The following is a 17,171-nucleotide window of genomic DNA, read 5'->3' on the forward strand; positions in this document are numbered from 1 at the left end:
GGATGCCGGAGGGCGACACATGGGGAAGACCGCACGTCGGGTCAGCACACTGGGTTTCGCGGTGGCGGCTTCCGCCGCACTGGTCCTGCCCGGTACCGCGAGCGCCGCACCCGGCCCGGATCCGCTCCTCCACGGCGACTGCCACGCCACGCTGAAGGACAAGGACGGGCGGCCGGTGACGGTCGACGTCGGCGCGCTGGTCGACAAGCCCGGCCTGCTGGACCTCGGCCTGGGCAGTGAATCGACCGGCGCCGGGAAAGACGGCAAACCGCTGCTTTCCCTCCCGGTCTCGGACCTCGTGCACGGGCTCGGCCTGAGCAATGTGCCCGTGGTCAACGAAGCCGCCACGGTCGTCTGCGACACCGCGAAGACTGCGGGCAACGGGGTGGCTGGCGCGCTGGAATCAGCGCTTCCCGGCGACGACAACGAGCCCGCCCCGCCGGACCACAAGCCGGGGCCGGGCAAGCCTATCCCGCCGACTCCTGGCAAACCCACTCCACCGAACCCCGGCAAGCCGGGTGGGGACCAGGTCAGCCCGGTGGTGAGCAACCCGTTCAACCCGGACGTGTTCGCCCCGGTCTCCGCCTTCCCCCGCGTCGGCACCGCGATCTCGGCGACCCTGCCGCTGACCGCCCCGGGCATCATCCCGCCGGTCGCGCCCGGCCTCAGCCCGGAGACCCCGCCGCCGCCGAACGTGGTCGCGCAGAACTCCGGCACCGCGGAAGCGCTGCCCGCCGCCAACCCGCCCGCGCGGCTGCCGCTGCTGCTCGCCGTGCTCGCGCTGGCCCTGGTGGCCGCAGCGCTGGTGCGGAGCTGGATGCGCCGCAAGGCCGCGTAGGACCGTCCGGCGCCAAACCTTCACACTGCGTCACCGCGTTTCCACCCGTTTGCGCGGGTCGTCGCGGTATGCCCGCGTCACCTGGCCCCGTTAGCGTCGTTGTCCTTAAGAGGTCGACCAGAGCAAAGGCGCTGGAGGGGCAACTGATGCAAGGGCGAACTCGCAGGGCGACAGCGGTCGGTGCGGCGGCCTTCGTACTCGCGGGCTCGGCGGCGCTGGCCGCACCGGGCACGGCCGAGGCGACGGTCATCACCGGGAGTTGCGGCAGCACGATCACCGGCAAGCCCGGCGACGCGATCCGCGTCGATCCGTCCAGCCTGCTCGGCCTGCCCAAGGGCACCCTTCCGGCCCTCGACCTCGGGTTCATCTCGCTGGGCACCAAGACGCTCTCCAAAGCGATCCCGATCGTCGGGTCCGTGCTCACCAAGATCTGCTCGGTCACCGTGACCGGGGTCAACACCGCCGCGTCCCCGGTGGAATCCGGCGCGAGCGCGGTCAACCAGGCCGTCACCAACGGCGCGAAAGCGTTCGGGGACGCGGTCGGCGGCGCCCTCAAACCGGGCGGATCCTCGCAGAAGCCACCCGCCAACGGTTCGCCGCAGACCCCGCCGGGCAACGGCACGAACACTCCGGGTGGTCAGGTCGGCGGGCCCGCGCCGGGCGGTCATCTCCCGGAATCCACCAGCCCGGTCCTCGGCGGCGACCCGGCGAGTTTCGGGATCCTCCCGGCCAGCTTCGGCGGCGGCTGGGCCGGAATGCGCGACTACAGCGGACTCCCGTACGCGACCGCGGGCCTGTTCGCACCCTCGCCGGGCGTCCGGTACGGCGGCCAGATCCCGGGATACGCGCCGGAATTCGGCATCCTCGGCCAGGACGGCAAGCAGAGCGCGGGCAATCCCGGAATCCAGAACGCGGGCAACGCCGAGGCGCTGCCCGGCGGTGCCGGTGACGGCGTCGGCTTCCCGGTGCTGCTCGCGGTGCTGGCGCTTTCCGGCGTGAGCGCGGCCCTGGTGCGGACCTGGGTGCTGCGGAAAATTACCGGCTAGTATCTTCGAGCGTCTCGGCTCGTTGTTTACCGTGGAACCTTTCTGCCCTCGATACGACCGAAGGAAAGTGCTCGTGCGGAAACTGCAATCCCGGATCGTCCGCAAGGCCCTGGGCGGCGCCGCGATCGCGGCGATCATGACCGGCAGCGCGTTCCTCACCGGGGGCACCGCTTCGGCCTCGACCCAGCTCGCGCCGAACTGCACCGGCGGGGTCACCGGTTCGCCTGGGGACGCGGTGGCGATCAACTCCACCCCGCTCGCCGAGATCGTGCGCAGCGCCGCGAAGCAGAAGGTGTTCGTCCTCAACGGTGTCGACCCGGACAAGCTGGCCACCGCGGTGAACAACGGCGGGCCGGTCGAGGCCGGGGCCGTGCCCGGCAGCGGCACCACGCAGTTCAGCGGCGCGCAGGTCGCCGAGCTGGTGGGCGCGCGGATCAAGGGCAACCCGGCGCTGGGTTGGTGGCCCGCCACCAACCCGACCGAGAACCTGAATTTCATCAAGAACAAGCTCGCCGGGACCTGCGGGCTGACCATCCAGAGCAACTGGGTGCCGCCGACCACTTCGTCGCAGCAGCCTGCCGGCGGTCACCCCGGTCGCCCGGGCACCGCCGCCCCCGGCACCGGCGGCAGCCTCCCGGGCTCCGGCGCCGGTGGCATCGCCCCGCCGCGCGACTACAGCAACATCCCGGCCGCCACTCCCGGTGCCGCCCTGCCGCCCGGCGCGCGGTACCCGACCGGCGCGCCGATCCCCGGCCAGCAGTCGCCCGAGTTCGGCATCCTCGGCCAGGACGGCAACGCCGCGCCCGGCCAGGCCGACGTGCGCAACGCCGGGCAGGCCGACGCGCTGGCCGCCGACTCCTCGCGCGACACCGTGCAGCTGCCCATGCTGCTCGCCGTCGTCGCGCTCGCCGGCGTCACCGCCGCGCTGGTCCGCACCTGGGTGCTGCGCCGCGCATAGCGCCACGTAGACTGCTCGATCGGACAACCCTCCTGCCACGGACAGTCCGTGGCCGCTGAGCCCACAGGAGGTGAGTGGTTGTGTCGCGTCATTACGAGGTCATGGTGATCCTCGATCCCACCCTCGACGAGCGCACGGTCGCCCCGACGCTGGACACGTTTCTCAACGTGATCCGGACGTCCGGCGGCAGCGTCGAAAAGGTCGACGTCTGGGGCCGTCGCCGCCTCGCGTACGAGATCAAGAAGCACGCCGAGGGCATCTACGCGCTGCTGGACCTGAACTCGACGCCGGACGCCGTCAAGGAGCTCGACCGGCAGCTGTCGCTGCAGGAGACCGTGCTGCGCACCAAGGTCGTGCGCCGCGAGGTCCCGCGCCCCGGTTCGCGCCTCGTTCGGAAGCCCGCAGCCAAGCCGACCGCGAAAGCCTGAGGCGATAGGCGATGGCAGGAGACACCGTCATCACGGTCGTCGGCAACCTGACCGCCGACCCCGAACTGCGGTTCACCCCGTCCGGCGCGGCCGTGGCGAACTTCACCGTGGCGTCCACCCCCCGCACCTTCGACCGCCAGTCCGGCGAGTGGAAGGACGGCGAGGCGCTGTTCCTGCGCTGCAACATCTGGCGCCAGGCGGCGGAGAACGTGGCGGAGAGCCTCACCCGCGGTGCGCGCGTCGTCGTGCAGGGGCGGCTCAAGCAGCGCTCGTTCGAGACCAAGGAAGGCGAGAAGCGCACGGTCGTCGAGCTCGAGGTCGACGAGATCGGCCCCTCGCTGCGCTACGCCACCGCCAAGGTGAACAAGGTCAGCCGCGGTAGCGGCGGCGGCGGTTTCGGCGGCGGCCCGGGTGGCGGAGGCGGCGCGCCCGCCGACGACCCGTGGGGCTCCGCACCGCCCGCGGGCGGTGGTGGCGGCGGTTTCGCCGACGAGCCCCCCTTCTAGACCAACCACTTGTTAAGTACCCCAGGAGTTAACCGTGGCCAAGCCACCCATTCGTAAGCCGAAGAAGAAGGTCTGCGTTTTCTGCAAGGCCGAGAAGAAGGGCCGTCCGGAGTCGATCGACTACAAGGACACCAACCTGCTGCGGAAGTACATCTCCGACCGCGGCAAGATCCGGGCTCGCCGGGTCACCGGTAACTGCAGCCAGCACCAGCGGGACATCGCGATCGCGGTCAAGAACTCCCGTGAGATGGCGCTGCTGCCCTACACCTCGACCGCTCGCTGAGGGGGCACGGAGTCATGGCGAAGATCATTCTGACCACTGACGTCGCGAACCTCGGCGGCCCCGGCGACATCGTCGAGGTCAAGGACGGCTACGCCCGCAACTACCTGCTCCCGCGCGGGTACGCGATCGTGGCCACCAAGGGCGCCGAGAAGAACGTCCGGACCATCCGCCGCGCTCAGGAGAGCCGCCGCATCCGGGACCTGGACCACGCCAAGGAGGTCAAGGCCACCCTCGAGGGCCTGGGCACCATCCAGCTGTCCGCGAAGGCGGCCGAGGGCTCGAAGAAGCTGTTCGGCTCGGTGACCACCGCGGACATCATCTCGGCGATCAAGGCCGCCGGTGGCCCGGTGCTGGACAAGCGGGTCATCGACCTGCGCGACCACATCAAGACCGTCGGCAAGCACCAGGTCAACGCCCGGCTGCACCCGGACGTCCAGGCCTCGGTCCGGCTCGAGGTCAAGGCCAAGCAGTAAGCGCGAACCACGAGGACGGGGCCGCTCTTTCGACATCGGAGGAGCGGCCCCGTTCGTCTATCCGGGGAACGCCCGCACCCCTTCCCACGTCGGAAAAGCTGGGACGGTGGGGCGGATCGATCGGCTTGACGACGTCTGACGGCCCCAGGAAACTAGAATCTCACTGAGGGTGAACGAGGGGATGGGCGATCATGGGTGATGCCCCGTACGGCGGCCCGGCCAACGGGAAGGTCTCGGTGCCCGCACCCGGCGGGAGCGGGGGCTTCGAATTCGACGCCGACAAGCTCGGCGACATCATCAAGAAGTGGCAGGACCTGCACGACGACCTGCTGAAGGACAAGCGCGACGCCGAGTTGATGGCCGGGGTGAAGGCCCCCGGCAAGGAGTTCGCCAGCGGCGACTGGGAGAAGCGCGCCAACCCCTCCGGCAAGGCGTTCCTCGAGCAGAACGGGCAGATGCTGAAGTACGTCGAGGACTACATCACCGCCCTGCAGAACGCCCAGAAGAAGATCACCACCAACGAGGCGGACACCCGGGCGGGCCTCGCCAAGACGGGCAACCAGGCCACATGAACCCTCGTCGCGTCCTCGCCGCCGGCCTGACCGCGCTCGCCGCGGGCGCGGTGCTGGCGGGCTGCTCGGACAAGAAGACCGGCCAGCCGAGCGCCTCGACCGGCGCCGCGGGCTCGAGTTCGGCGAGCGCGGGCGCCGCCCCGCGGGTGAGCGATCCGATCGACCCGGCCCAGCTGCTCAGCGACCCGTGCAAGGCACTCGCCGACTCGCAGCTGTCCGGGCTCGGCCTGGCCACCGGGGAACCGGAGCAGGCCGCGGACAACGTGAGCCGCTGCGTCTGGAAGTACCCCGAGTACCAGTTCAACACCGTGAGCGTCGAGGGCGCCCCGAGCCGCACCCGCGGCCTGGACGACATCTACGAGCTGAAGGCCCAGTCGGCCTACTTCGAGGAGACCACGGTCGCCTCGCACCCGGGCGTGTTCCGGTCGGATTCCGACCAGCGCTCGGACGGCTCCTGCACCCTGTGGGTCGGCCTGAGCGACCAGGCGGTGATGCTGGTCCAGGGTTACTTCTCCGGCGGCTCCCCGCAGGTCGCCAAGTCCTGCGAGGAGACCGCGAAGATCGCCGAAGCCGCGGTCACCACGCTCAAGGGCGGTTCGTGATGAACCGGCCCGGAACCACCTCGCCGGTCGCCGCGTCCGAGATCACGCGGCGGTCGACCGCTGCCCGAGCGCGTTCCTAAGGACTGATCGTCATGGTGCTTTTTCTCGTTCCGATCATCGCGGGTGCGGCCGCGTACGGCGCCACCGCCTACGCCACGCGGGACCAATCCGGCAACTACACCTCGGGCGAAGGCGATCGCAAGATCAACTGCTACGACATCTGGGAGAAGATCGTCACCGGCCCCGGATCGAGTTCGATCAGTGAGGGCCAGCAGGCCGCGGGCCGGTTGAAGGGCTGCTACGACCAGCGGATCACCACGATCGACAACCTCGCCAAGGACATGGACGACGCCTGGAAGGGCGATTCGGGCACCCAGGCGCAGAACGTCGGCGCGCATCCGCTCAAGGCGTGGATGACCGATTCGCACGGCAAGCTCAACGACAGCGACAAGTACCTCGGGGAGCAGCACAGCGCGTTCGTCACGGTGAAGGCGAACGTGCAGGAGGTCCCGAAGGAACCGCCGCAGAACAGCTTCCTCAACTCGATCACGCCGTGGACCACCGACACCGACCGCGCGATCGAGGACTACAACAAGAAAGGCCAGGCCAACGTCGACGCGTACAACGCGTACGTGAAGGCGAGCACCGCGAACGCCAACGGCATGCCCACCTACAGCAAGGTGGACGGCGATGTCGGCACCGGTGACGACGATGGCAAGGACAAGGGCAAGCCCGATCCGAAGGACCCGCGGCAGCCCGGTTACCCGCCCGGCCCCGGCGGCTACCCGCCCGGTGGTCAGCCGAACCTCCCGCCGGGAGGCGGCACCCCGCCGGGTGGCACGCCGAACATCCCCGGGGGCAACTACAAGCCCGGTGAGGTCCCCGGCGGGAACTACAAACCGGGCGAGATCCCGGGTGGCAACTACAAGCCCGGCGACATCCCCGGGGGCAACTACAAACCGGGCGAGATCCCGGGCGGGAACTACAAACCCGGCAACATCCCCGGCTTCGACGGCAGCACCGGCGCCGCGGGCTTCACGCCGAGCAAGATCCCCTCGAGCAACCTGCCCGGTGGTTCGGGCGGGTTCGGTCCCGGCGGTGCGGGTGGCCTCGACGCGGGCGGGTTCGGTCCGGACGGTGGCTTCGGTCCCGGCGGCGCGGGGTTCGGCCCGGGTGGCGCGAGCACGGGTTCCGCACCCGGTGGCGCGGGTGCGGGCGCCGGAGCGGCGGGCCGGGGTGGCGCCGGTGCGGCGGGCGCCGCGGGCAAGGCCGCCGGGATGGGCGGTATGCCGATGGGCGGCATGGGTGCCGGCCGGGGCGGCGGCAAAGGCGGGGAAGATGAGGACCGGCAGGCCAAGTTCCTCGTCGGCGACGACCCGAACGAGCTGTTCGGCACCGACGAGCTGACCGCGCCGCCGGTCATCGGCGAGTAACACCCGCCGGAGCGTTCGAGGACCAAAGGGGACACACACGGTGCTGCAGCAGCAGGTCACGTTGACGACCGACACCCTGCTCAACCTGATCCGGCGGCGTGGCGCCGAACCGCACACCGTGCTCGCCGGCACGCCGACCTGGTACAGCGAGGAAGCGCAGCGGGCCGAGGACGAGCAGGCGAACGCCGAGCTGGCCAAGTACGGCCTGATGGGCCCGCGCGGCATGGACTCCGGGCTGGCGGCCACGCTGGACGCGGTGGCGCATCCGCGGGTGGAGTACTACGCCTGGATCAACGGCGGCTACGACGGCAAGGCGGTGGACTACACCGTGCTCGCCGGCAGCGCGGGCGGTGAAGCGTTCGTGCTCGGCCGCAATCCGCGGCACGAGGGCGTGGTCCTGGCCTCGGTCCGGCCCAGCGAACTCCTGGCGGGCTTCCTCGAGCAGATCCCGAAGCTGGCGCCCGGGCGGGGCAGCCCGATCGCGGTTCCGCGGAGCGAGCTGGACGGGGGGCGGAGCAGCAGCACCGCGCAGGAAGAGGGCTACACGGTGCTGCGCAGCGGGCAGGCCAGCGCGGGCAGCAAGGACGCCGAGGAGCTGCGGCGGTTGCTCAAGCTGCGCCGGCTCGGCGGCGGCAGCCTGTACGTGGCCGCCCGCGGCCGCGGCGGGACCCGCCAGCGGGTGGACCGGCCGCTGAACTACATCGACACCACCGAGGGCCGCTGGCTGACCGAGGAGGTCCCGGGCAGCGGGGAAACGCTCATCTCGTTCACCCCGGCGACCCCGCAACTGCTCGCCGAGAAGCTGCGCGCGGCCTACGCGGCGCTGTCCCCGGACGCCGTCGGCGAGGAAACACCGCAGACCTTCCGGGTGTAGCGGCGGCCACCCGTTCAGCCCAACGGGTCACGCGTCTACCGTCCGTAGCATTCATCCACAGGCGCCGTGCACCGGGGTCCGCCGGCGCGCCGCGCGACACGCCGAACGCGCCCTTCGCCGCGACACGCCGAGCGGTTTCCAACAAAGTTTTCCACAGCTTCTACACAGGCGCTGACCTGGTATTTCTCACTATCGGATGGTTGTTGCCCCCAAGCTGTACACAGGGGATCGCGAGCCTGTGAAGGGTTACCGGGATTCATCCACAGGTAGTGCACAGGCTGGTCCCCAACCCGGTTTGCCATGGTCCTTATGGGGGACTTAGCGTGCCGTGTCCGGAGCAGATATAGTCGAACTGGTGTTCGAAACGAGGAGGTGTCCCCAGCGGTGGCGCTGACCGACGACCGCGGTCCCGGCTACGTACCGGACGACCCCGGCCCGAGTGATCCCGGGCCGCGGGAGTTCGAACGCCAGCCACCCCAGGACATGGCGGCCGAGCAGTCCGTGCTCGGCGGCATGCTGCTGTCCAAGGACGCCATCGCCGACGTGGTGGAGGTGCTGTCGCCCGGCGACTTCTACCGCCCCGCGCACCAGGCGGTCTACGACTGCGTCCTCGACCTCTACGGCCGCGGCGAACCGGCCGATCCGATCACCGTCTCCGCCGAGCTGGAACGCCGCGGCGAGCTGGGCCGGGTGGGCGGCGCGCCGTACCTGCACACGCTGATCGCCACCGTGCCGACCGCCGCGAACGCCGGCTACTACGCCGAGATCGTCGCGGAGAAGGCGGTGCTGCGCCGCCTGGTCGAGGCCGGGACCCGGATCGTCCAGTACGGCTACGGCGCGAACAACAACGAGGGCGCCGACATCAACGAGGTCGTCGACCGCGCGCAGGCCGCGATCTACGAGGTCACCGAGCGGCGGACCAGCGAGGACTACGTCGCCCTGGAAGAGCTGCTGCAGCCGACCATGGACGAGATCGACGCGATCGCGTCCCGCGGCGGCACCGCGCAGGGCATCCCCACCGGGTTCATGGACCTGGACGAGGTGACCAACGGCCTGCACGCCGGCCAGATGGTCATCGTCGCCGCGCGGCCCGGTGTCGGGAAGTCGACCCTGGGCCTGGACTTCGCGCGGTCGTGTTCGATCAAGCACGGCATGACCAGCGTCATCTTCTCGCTGGAGATGAGCCGCACCGAGATCGTCATGCGCATGCTGTCGGCCGAGGCCCGGATCCGGCTCGCGGACATGCGCGGTGGCCGGATGTCCGACGACGACTGGACCCGGCTGGCGCGGCGGATGAGCGAGATCAGCGAGGCGCCGCTGTTCATCGACGACTCGCCGAACATGACCATGATGGAGATCCGGGCGAAGGCGCGGCGGCTCAAGCAGCGCAACGACCTCAAGCTGGTGGTCGTCGACTACATGCAGCTGATGACCTCCGGGAAGCGCGTCGAATCGCGGCAGCAGGAGGTCTCCGAGTTCTCCCGGCAGCTCAAGCTGCTGGCCAAGGAGATCGAGGTCCCGGTCATCGCGATCAGCCAGCTGAACCGCGGCCCGGAACAGCGCACCGACAAGCGGCCGATGCTGTCGGACCTGCGCGAGTCCGGCTCCCTGGAGCAGGACGCCGACATGGTCATCCTGATCAACCGGCCGGACGCCTGGGAACGCGACGACCCGCGCGCGGGCGAGGCCGACCTGATCCTGGCCAAGCACCGCGCCGGCCCGACCAGCACGATCGTGGTCGCCCACCAGCTGCACTACAGCCGCTTCGCCGACCTCGCCCAGGGCTAGGCGGTCAGCTTGTAGGGTCCCAGAATCGATGACACTTTCTCGATGATCTTGGCACTTGGATGGCACTTGTGCCATCCAAGCGAGACTCGCCGTCGGCCGTTCTGATCCGCTGGGCCGTTCGGGTGGTGTCGTCGACTCGCCGCCCGAGCTCGCCACCTCGTCGCCGCAGGCGGTGTACCTGTGGCCACTCCGGTACCTCACCGACCATAGGCGGGAGGAAAGCCCATGGTGGCGGTGGCCGACCCCTGCTCGGTATCTGTGCATGTCCGGCGTTCGGCCAAAGACACAGAGTTGGTCTGTCCGTGGGTGGACGTGGATGTTGGTCTGTTGAGTTCGGCGGTACCGTGGCGGACTTTTCGTTGGCACAAAGGCCAGAAGCACTACTCCGGCAGCTTCTGGTCGGCCACCGAAAACGATCTTGTGATCTACGAATCGCGGCTGGAACTGGCGCGGTTGTTGTTCGCTGACTTCGATGTGTCGGTGCGGCGCATCATTGCCCAGCCATTCCTCTTGCGAGCTGACGTCGATGGGGGCCTGCACAAGCACATCCCGGACTACCTGTTGCTTACCGACGCCGGGCCGGTCGTCGTGGACGTGAAGCCGCAGCATCGGGTCGCCAAGCCTGAGAACGCATTCACGTTCGCGTGGACGAAACGGGCGGTGGAGTCGCGTGGCTGGCGATACGAAGTGTGGAGCGAACCCCCGCAAGCGGAGTTGGAGAACATACGGTTCCTGGCGGGATATCGCCGCGCCTGGTTGGTCGATCAGGAGGTGCTCGACGAACTGTGCGCGACAGACCTGGTCGGGGCCACGTTGGGGACAGCATTTCGGGCCCTGCCGAAGCGGCCAAAGGCGTTGGTGCGGTCGGCCGTGCTGCACCTGTTGTGGCAGCAGCATTTCACGGTCGATTTGACTCGACCATTGAGCCTTGGGCATGTGCTGAGGAGGTCATAGTGAGCAGCACTGCGGTGCGGGTTGGTGTGGGGACCCGATTTCACTACGACGGCGAGGTCGTCGAGGTCGTGGAACTGTTGAGCACGACTGCGGGCAACGAGGTTGTGCTCAAGAACGCCACGGGGCGCCGGATCGTTCGGGTGTCGCTGCGGGAACTGTTGACCTCTGACCGTGCTCGGGTCATCCCGAGCGGGCCTGGACCTGCCGCAGATGATCCCGAGGACACGGCGACCGTGGTGCTGGCCGAGTTGACCGACTCCGAGCGACAACGCGTGCTGGAGCGTGCTGAGCACGTGCGGGAGGTACTTACCGGCTACCGGTCCGGCACAGCCGAACTCGCTGCCGCGAGTGAGCCTCGTCCCGAATACGCGCCTCATCTGTCGGCGACGACCAGATATGAGTCGAAGGCGGCCGAGCTTGGAATAGGACTGCGCACCCTCAAACGCTGGATTGCTGACTTCCGCCGAGACGGCGAAGCCGGGCTGGCTCCCAAGAGGGAGCGTGGGGCGAGCGAGCCGCTTGGGCGAACCGACGAGCGGTGGGTGGAGACAGCACTGGAGGTGATGGTCGAGCACACTGGGGAGTCGAGGCCGTCGCGGACGATGGTCATTGACCGGGCCAACGCGCGGATCACTGCGAGGTTCGGGTCGGATGCGGTGCGATTGCCGAGTCGGACGACGGCGTTTCGGGTGTTGGAGGGGTTGGAGCGTCGGCATCCGACGTTTCGGTTGAGTACCAAGCGGAACCGGGACATTGCTGACCGGCCGGCCGAGGCTTACGGAAAACTGCGGCCGACGAGGCCGGGGGAGTACGTGTTGATGGATTCCACGCGACTGGATGCGTTCGCGCTGGATCCGGTCACGCTGCGATGGATCAACTCCGAGCTGACGGTCGCGATGGACTGGTACGACCGCTGTGTCGTCGGGCTGAGGCTGACCCCAGTGTCAACGAAGTCGGTGGACGCGGCATCCGTGCTCTACCAGGTCTTTCGGCCGCGCCCGGCGGGGGCGGAGTGGCCGGAGTATGCGGTCTGGCCCGAACACGGGATCCCGCAGGCGGTGCTGATGGACCCGGCCGCGATCGAACGACCTGGCGCGGCGGGGCCAGCGATGGCGCCGGAGACGATCGTGGTCGATCACGGCAAGATCTACGTCTCGGAGCATTTGACCAGTGTGTGTCGACGGATGGGGATCTCGATCCAGCCGGCCCGGTTGCGCACGGGCCGGGACAAGGGGCCGGTGGAGCGTTTCTTTCGCACCTTGCGCGAGGACCTGTTGCAGGCGCTGCCGGGTTACAAAGGCCCGGACGTCCACTCTCGCGGGCTCGCTCCGGAGGCGGACGCGTTCTTCTTCCTCGACGAACTCGAAGCGATCATCCGGGAGTGGGTGGCGACCGTCTATCACCACCGGCCGCATTCGAGTTTGCTGGACTCGCATCTGCCGAAACTGAAGATGTCCCCGGCGATGATGTTCGAGCACGGGATGGAACGGGCGGGCTACCTCGAGGTGCCCCGCGATCCGGACCTGGGCTACGAGTTCCTCAAGACCAAGTGGCGCACGATCCAGCATTACGGGGTGGAGATCGACGGCCGCCGCTACAACGGCCCTGTGCTCAAGGATTATGAGCACGAGACCAGCCCCTACACGGGGAAGGGTGAGGGGCGGTGGCCGGTGCAGGTGGACCCGGACGACATCACCCGCGTCTACTTCCGGGACCTGGACACCCCACGCAGATGGCACACCCTTGCGTGGGAGCACGCACCGTCGTTGGAGATGCCGTTGAGCGAGGACGCGCTGCTGTTCGCGCGCAGACTGGCCGCGTCCAAGTACACCTATCCCGACGACAAGCTCGCGGTTGCCGACTTGTTCGAGCGGTGGAACGTCGGGCTGGGCAAGACGTTGCCGGAGCGGCGGATGGCGCTACGGCTGTCCCGTGAGCAAGCCACGATCGACCTGCCCGAGGAGAGCCAGGAGCCGGCGGTGTCGGCGTTGCCGTCGGTGGCGCGCGTGCTGGCGGCCAGTACAGCATCCTGTGAAGTGCTGACGGCCGTGGACGACGAACCGGTGGCGGAGATGGGCGACGACGACGCCGACGACCTCGAAGCCCTGGAGATCGAAGACGACTTCTACGCCGATGCCCTGGAGGACGTGTGAACCGCACACCACGCCACGGGCAACCGCCCAAGGGCGAGGGCCCCTCAGCGGAAGGCAACGCTCAGCTGGACAACCTCACCCTGGCACGCAAGGAAGGCTGGCGCCGCTTCGTCGAAGCCTCCACCCGCCGCCAACCTAAGCAGCTGACCACCAAGGACCTCCGGCGGCTCGGTGATGACGCGCTCGTCGACTACAACAAGCAGCGGCGTATCTGGCACGCCAACCTCGGCCCGATCAAAACCCCGCAGCTGGCCGAGTTGCACGAGGATTTGTGGGACATCGTGGACAGCAACGTCCAGGACGGGGACAAGGCCAAGGGCGCGATCGCGATCGACGCGTTCCCCGGGCTGGGCAAGACGACCTCGGTGCTGTCATTCGCCAAGCAGTTCCATCTGCGAGAAGTCGCCGAGGAGGGTGAGTTCACCGAGCAGGGCCATGAGCGGTGGCCGGTCTGCCGGGTCGGGTTGACCGGCAACACCGGCATGAAAGATTTCAACCGCGCCATGCTGGAATACTTCGCACACCCCGGAATCAGCAGCGGGACGACAGCGCAGTTCGCCCACCGGGCCTTGGATTGCATGTTGTCCTGCGCGGTCAAGGTCTTGATTGTCGACGATCTGCACTTCCTTCGATGGCGGGCGAAATCCGGAGTGGAGATCAGCAACCACTTCAAGTACATCGCCAACGAGTTCCCGGTGACGCTGGTGTTCATCGGTGTCGGCCTGGCCGAACGCGGTCTGTTCTCCGAGGGCGACTCCTACACCAACGCGGTACTGGCGCAGACCGGCCGGCGCACCACCCCGCTGGACATGCGGCCTTTCACGATCGACACCGACAAAGGGCGGCACGAGTGGCGGCAGATGCTGCTGGCCATCGAGCAGCGACTCGTGCTGGCGGAGAAGCACCCCGGGATGCTAGCCGATGACCTGTCCGACTACCTGTTCGCTCGCAGTACCGGCCATATCGGGTCGTTGATGACCCTGATCAACCGCGGATGCCAGCGAGCTGTCCGGACCCGCGCCGAGCATCTGAGCCAGGACCTGCTGGACAGTGTGAAAAACGACGCTGCTGCGGAGACTGCCCGCCGGGAGCTAGAAGCTGCGATGGATGCCCGACGAATCACCAGCCGTGTCACGCGAACCCGTCGCAAAGCGGGATGAACTGGCCACGCGCGCTGCCGATTCGGCTGGCGCCACTACCCAGCGAGCCGTTGGACTCCTGGCTGGAAGCTTATGCCCACCGATGTGGTGTCGACTACGGGCAGATGCTGATGGCGGTCGGCCTGCACAGCTATCGGCAGCAGGTTGCTGATCACACCGTCTACCTCCATCACGAGGAAGCGGAGCACATCGCGCAGATCACCGGCTTGTCGGTCCAGCGGCTACACGCGATGACGCTGCGCCGCTACGACGGCCACGCGTTGGTGCTCAACGACACACGGCGATCGGTCAGCCGCATGCAGTTGTGGGGACGAGGCCGAGGCTCTCGCTTCTGCCCGCAATGTTTAGAAGAACGAGGAGGCCGATGGATGCTGCGCTGGCGGCTGTCCTGGACCTTCGCCTGCACCCGGCATCACCTGCTGCTACCGCACTCCTGCCCACAGTGCCAGAAACGAACCCGCTACGGAAAGATCACCGTCCACCGTGACACTCCACCGCATCTGTGTCCTACTCCGATGGCGAAACGAGGCCATCCGTGTCGGACCGATCTGACCACGGCCTTGGCCCTGCAGATCGATCTCGGCAGTCCGATGTTGGACACGCAAGCCTGGATTGACCAACTCTTGGACCGCGTCGAAGCCGGTGACACCCGGCCAGATCCCACGCCCCGAGTCGTCCTGAACGACCTGCGCAGTCTGGCGTCCTGGATCTTGCGAAGAGCACGACCAGGCGACTTCCTGTTCCTCGGCGAGGAGATTGACCAGGAACTTCACACGAGTCAGGACGACGGCGCCTTCGCCCCGGTGTCCGCAGCGGTCACGGCTGCGGCCCTCAGCCGCGCCGCGCGACTGCTTCAGCAACCCGAGCACGACTCCACCATCGACTTCGTGCGCACTCTCATCGATCGCGACATCGACCAGGTCGACCTGATCAACCCGGCCGATGTCCGCAAACGTTGGAGTAATTGCTCAACCGGCGTTCAGCAGCTCATCTGGCGGGCGATGGACACCCGCTTGGGCACCGTCGACCGCCTGCGCTACCGATCCTGCACCTCCACTCCACAGCCACCACCGGCGGATCGGCACGTCACCGCCCGAGCCCGGCACATCCCCCAGCTCCTCTGGCCAGGATGGACCGTCCGATTCCTCCCGCCAACCGGCTTCCGCTCCACCGAGAAGTTCCGGGCAGCAATGGCAGTCGCGTTACTGCTACCAGGGTTTAACCGGCGCCAATTCGCCCCCTTGATCAAGATGCTGCACACCGAGCGGGAACCCGACGTCCACTACACCTGCGCCAAACTGATTCGCCACGGCGGCGACGGCCCCCTCGCAGCGCTCTGCCAGATCGCCAGCTACCTCGACAAACACGGAAGCCTCATTGACTACGCCCGACGCCGCGAAGTCATCGGCGCCGATCTGCTGCCCGAGGCCGACTGGCTGGACATCTGTGTGTCCACCACAACCCACCCCGGCACCCAGACACGGCTGCTCATGATGCGTCGTTACCTCTACCAGCGGCTCACGGGAAACGAACTCCGGCACGCCCCTGCACCCCTGCGCCTGACAAGTGCTCAGCATCTGGCCGCGTTCGCCCAAATACCGTTCACACTCACCGCGCCACTGCTGACCGCTCTCGATCAGTACGCAAGGACCTACCTGGCAGCCAAAGGAATCGACGAGCCAGTGACCTGGGAACCACCCACCGACCACATCGACAAGCTCACGCTGCCCGGACGAGAGCCAGACGACATCGACATCAGCACCGCTCAGCACCTCGTTTGCGTCCGCCGCATGAAGCCGACGGAGGTCGCCGTCAAACTGGGGACCACGCTGGAACACGTGCGCGTCGCGTTCGAGCAGCACCCACTGCCCGTTGCCCGGCCATCGCGACGCGCAGCACACAGGGCCCGGCCACAGACCGCCCCGATGCCACGCCGCCTGAAGCCCGCTCCACGGACCAAACTCGCCGCGGCGCAGGCACGCCACCGGGCCGCTCATCTGCTGACCGTCGACTTCCTCCGCGAGCACCACGTCACACAGCGGAAGCCAATACGCCAGATTGCCGCCGAAAACGATCTACCCCGCCCCCTCGTCGCGGGCTACCTACACCAGTTCGACCTCATCCAGCACGCCGCCGATCGCGCACACCCCGTCGACGCAGCCTGGCTACGCGAGCAATACCTCCACCGCGGCCGCCCACTCAGTGACCTGGCCGAAGAACTAGGAATAAGCGTCACCCGTTTGAACGCGCGCGCCAAGCAACTCGGTATTCCGCTCCGCCCGCGCGGAGCGGCCAGCACAGCCGCCGTGACACTCACGGCCCCGGACAACCTCCCGCCGATCCTTCAACGCGCAGTACACGGCACCAGTAGTTGGTCGCGGCTACGCCGTTTCCAAGCAGCAATGCGGTTCCGCACCATCAGCGAGGCTGCCACAGCCCTCGGCCTGCGGCAGCCGGTCCTGTCCTCACAAATCGCTCGCATCGAATGTGACCTCGGAACCCCTCTACACACGCGCCCGCGCAAAGGCGAGGCACTCCAACTCACCGACCTTGGCCGTGCCTTACTCGACGCCTTGGACGCACTGCCCATCCGCGATCCCGTCTTGGAATCCGTCACCGCGAGGAAGAGCCCAGACCAGCGCCCCAGTCTCGAAGGCCCTCCACAGCCCGGGGAACTCACCAACACCGCATGGGGCCGGATCGAACCAAGACTTCCCACGTCGAGCACGGGCAGACCACCACAGCATCGACGGATGATCATCAATGGAATCCTCTGGAAGCTGCGCACAGGCACAGGTTGGCGCCGCGTCCCAGCCCGCTACGGCAACGGTGCCACTCTGCACAGCTACTACCGACAGTGGACCGCCAACGGCGTCTGGCAAGGCCTTCAACCTTTCATCGACACCGTACCCACGAAGACCGCATCCGAATTGCCCTGAGTTTCAGTTTGATCTTGGCGACATCGTCGTGAGACAACCGAAGACAGTCACCTGCTTCTCGACAGGAGCTGGCAGGTCTGCTCGAGTGCCTTCCATACGGCTTGGTCCACTCGGACCTGGTGATAGCTCGGACCACGCGGACGTTGTTGCTCCCGGGGTACCAG

At 67.9% G+C, this 17,171-nt stretch carries 16 protein-coding genes; all 16 read left to right on the forward strand.

Annotated features, from left to right (window positions below):
* Positions 1–19 precede the first annotated feature (19 nt).
* The 16 genes from FXO23_RS01080 to FXO23_RS01155 all read left to right on the forward strand — a co-directional run bounded on the left by FXO23_RS01080 (position 20) and on the right by FXO23_RS01155 (position 17,007).
* The gene (locus FXO23_RS01080; protein ID WP_158879573.1) at positions 20–838 is read left to right on the forward strand and encodes a hypothetical protein; all 819 of its coding nucleotides are present in this window, start codon (positions 20–22) and stop codon (positions 836–838) included.
* Between the two features lie 146 nt (positions 839–984).
* A complete protein-coding gene (locus tag FXO23_RS01085) occupies positions 985–1,884 on the forward strand; it encodes a hypothetical protein (protein WP_158879574.1) in 900 nt (299 codons plus the stop codon).
* A 73-nt stretch (positions 1,885–1,957) separates the two neighbouring features.
* Complete coding sequence (locus FXO23_RS01090; protein ID WP_158879575.1) at positions 1,958–2,842, forward strand: hypothetical protein; 885 nt, start codon at positions 1,958–1,960, stop codon at positions 2,840–2,842.
* An 80-nt stretch (positions 2,843–2,922) separates the two neighbouring features.
* A complete protein-coding gene (rpsF, locus tag FXO23_RS01095) occupies positions 2,923–3,270 on the forward strand; it encodes a 30S ribosomal protein S6 (RefSeq protein ID WP_179956639.1) in 348 nt (115 codons plus the stop codon).
* 11 nt (positions 3,271–3,281) lie between these two features.
* On the forward strand, positions 3,282–3,776 hold the full coding sequence (locus FXO23_RS01100; RefSeq protein WP_158879576.1) for a single-stranded DNA-binding protein: 495 nt from the start codon (positions 3,282–3,284) through the stop codon (positions 3,774–3,776).
* Between the two features lie 34 nt (positions 3,777–3,810).
* Positions 3,811–4,059, forward strand: coding sequence for a 30S ribosomal protein S18 (gene rpsR, locus FXO23_RS01105; RefSeq protein WP_020669136.1), 249 nt, complete (start codon positions 3,811–3,813; stop codon positions 4,057–4,059).
* A 14-nt stretch (positions 4,060–4,073) separates the two neighbouring features.
* On the forward strand, positions 4,074–4,532 hold the full coding sequence (rplI, locus tag FXO23_RS01110; protein ID WP_158879577.1) for a 50S ribosomal protein L9: 459 nt from the start codon (positions 4,074–4,076) through the stop codon (positions 4,530–4,532).
* Between the two features lie 191 nt (positions 4,533–4,723).
* A complete protein-coding gene (locus FXO23_RS01115; RefSeq protein ID WP_158879578.1) occupies positions 4,724–5,104 on the forward strand; it encodes a hypothetical protein in 381 nt (126 codons plus the stop codon).
* Positions 5,101–5,706, forward strand: a complete 606-nt coding sequence (locus FXO23_RS01120) for a DUF3558 domain-containing protein (RefSeq protein ID WP_158879579.1) — start codon at positions 5,101–5,103, stop codon at positions 5,704–5,706. Before FXO23_RS01115 ends, FXO23_RS01120 begins: the two co-directional genes overlap by 4 nt.
* Before the next feature lie 92 nt (positions 5,707–5,798).
* A complete protein-coding gene (locus FXO23_RS01125) occupies positions 5,799–7,139 on the forward strand; it encodes a hypothetical protein (protein WP_158879580.1) in 1,341 nt (446 codons plus the stop codon).
* Between the two features lie 40 nt (positions 7,140–7,179).
* On the forward strand, positions 7,180–8,013 hold the full coding sequence (locus FXO23_RS01130) for an ESX secretion-associated protein EspG (RefSeq protein WP_158879581.1): 834 nt from the start codon (positions 7,180–7,182) through the stop codon (positions 8,011–8,013).
* Between the two features lie 384 nt (positions 8,014–8,397).
* Positions 8,398–9,801 carry a replicative DNA helicase gene (dnaB, locus tag FXO23_RS01135; protein ID WP_158879582.1) on the forward strand — a complete coding sequence of 468 codons (1,404 nt, stop codon included), beginning with the start codon at positions 8,398–8,400 and terminating at the stop codon, positions 9,799–9,801.
* A gap of 225 nt (positions 9,802–10,026) precedes the next feature.
* Entirely contained in the window at positions 10,027–10,755 is a 729-nt protein-coding gene (locus FXO23_RS01140; protein WP_218951867.1) for a TnsA-like heteromeric transposase endonuclease subunit, read from the forward strand.
* Positions 10,755–12,908, forward strand: a complete 2,154-nt coding sequence (locus FXO23_RS01145; RefSeq protein ID WP_158879583.1) for a Mu transposase C-terminal domain-containing protein — start codon at positions 10,755–10,757, stop codon at positions 12,906–12,908. The genes FXO23_RS01140 and FXO23_RS01145 overlap by 1 nt, the downstream gene beginning before the upstream one ends.
* A complete protein-coding gene (locus FXO23_RS01150) occupies positions 12,905–14,068 on the forward strand; it encodes an ATP-binding protein (protein WP_158879584.1) in 1,164 nt (387 codons plus the stop codon). Before FXO23_RS01145 ends, FXO23_RS01150 begins: the two co-directional genes overlap by 4 nt.
* Positions 14,065–17,007 carry a TniQ family protein gene (locus tag FXO23_RS01155; RefSeq protein ID WP_281356463.1) on the forward strand — a complete coding sequence of 981 codons (2,943 nt, stop codon included), beginning with the start codon at positions 14,065–14,067 and terminating at the stop codon, positions 17,005–17,007. The genes FXO23_RS01150 and FXO23_RS01155 overlap by 4 nt, the downstream gene beginning before the upstream one ends.
* The last annotated feature ends 164 nt before the right edge of the window (positions 17,008–17,171 follow it).

The sequence above is a fragment of the Amycolatopsis anabasis genome (genome assembly GCF_009765355.1).
GTDB classification, from domain to species: Bacteria; Actinomycetota; Actinomycetes; order Mycobacteriales; family Pseudonocardiaceae; genus Amycolatopsis; species Amycolatopsis anabasis.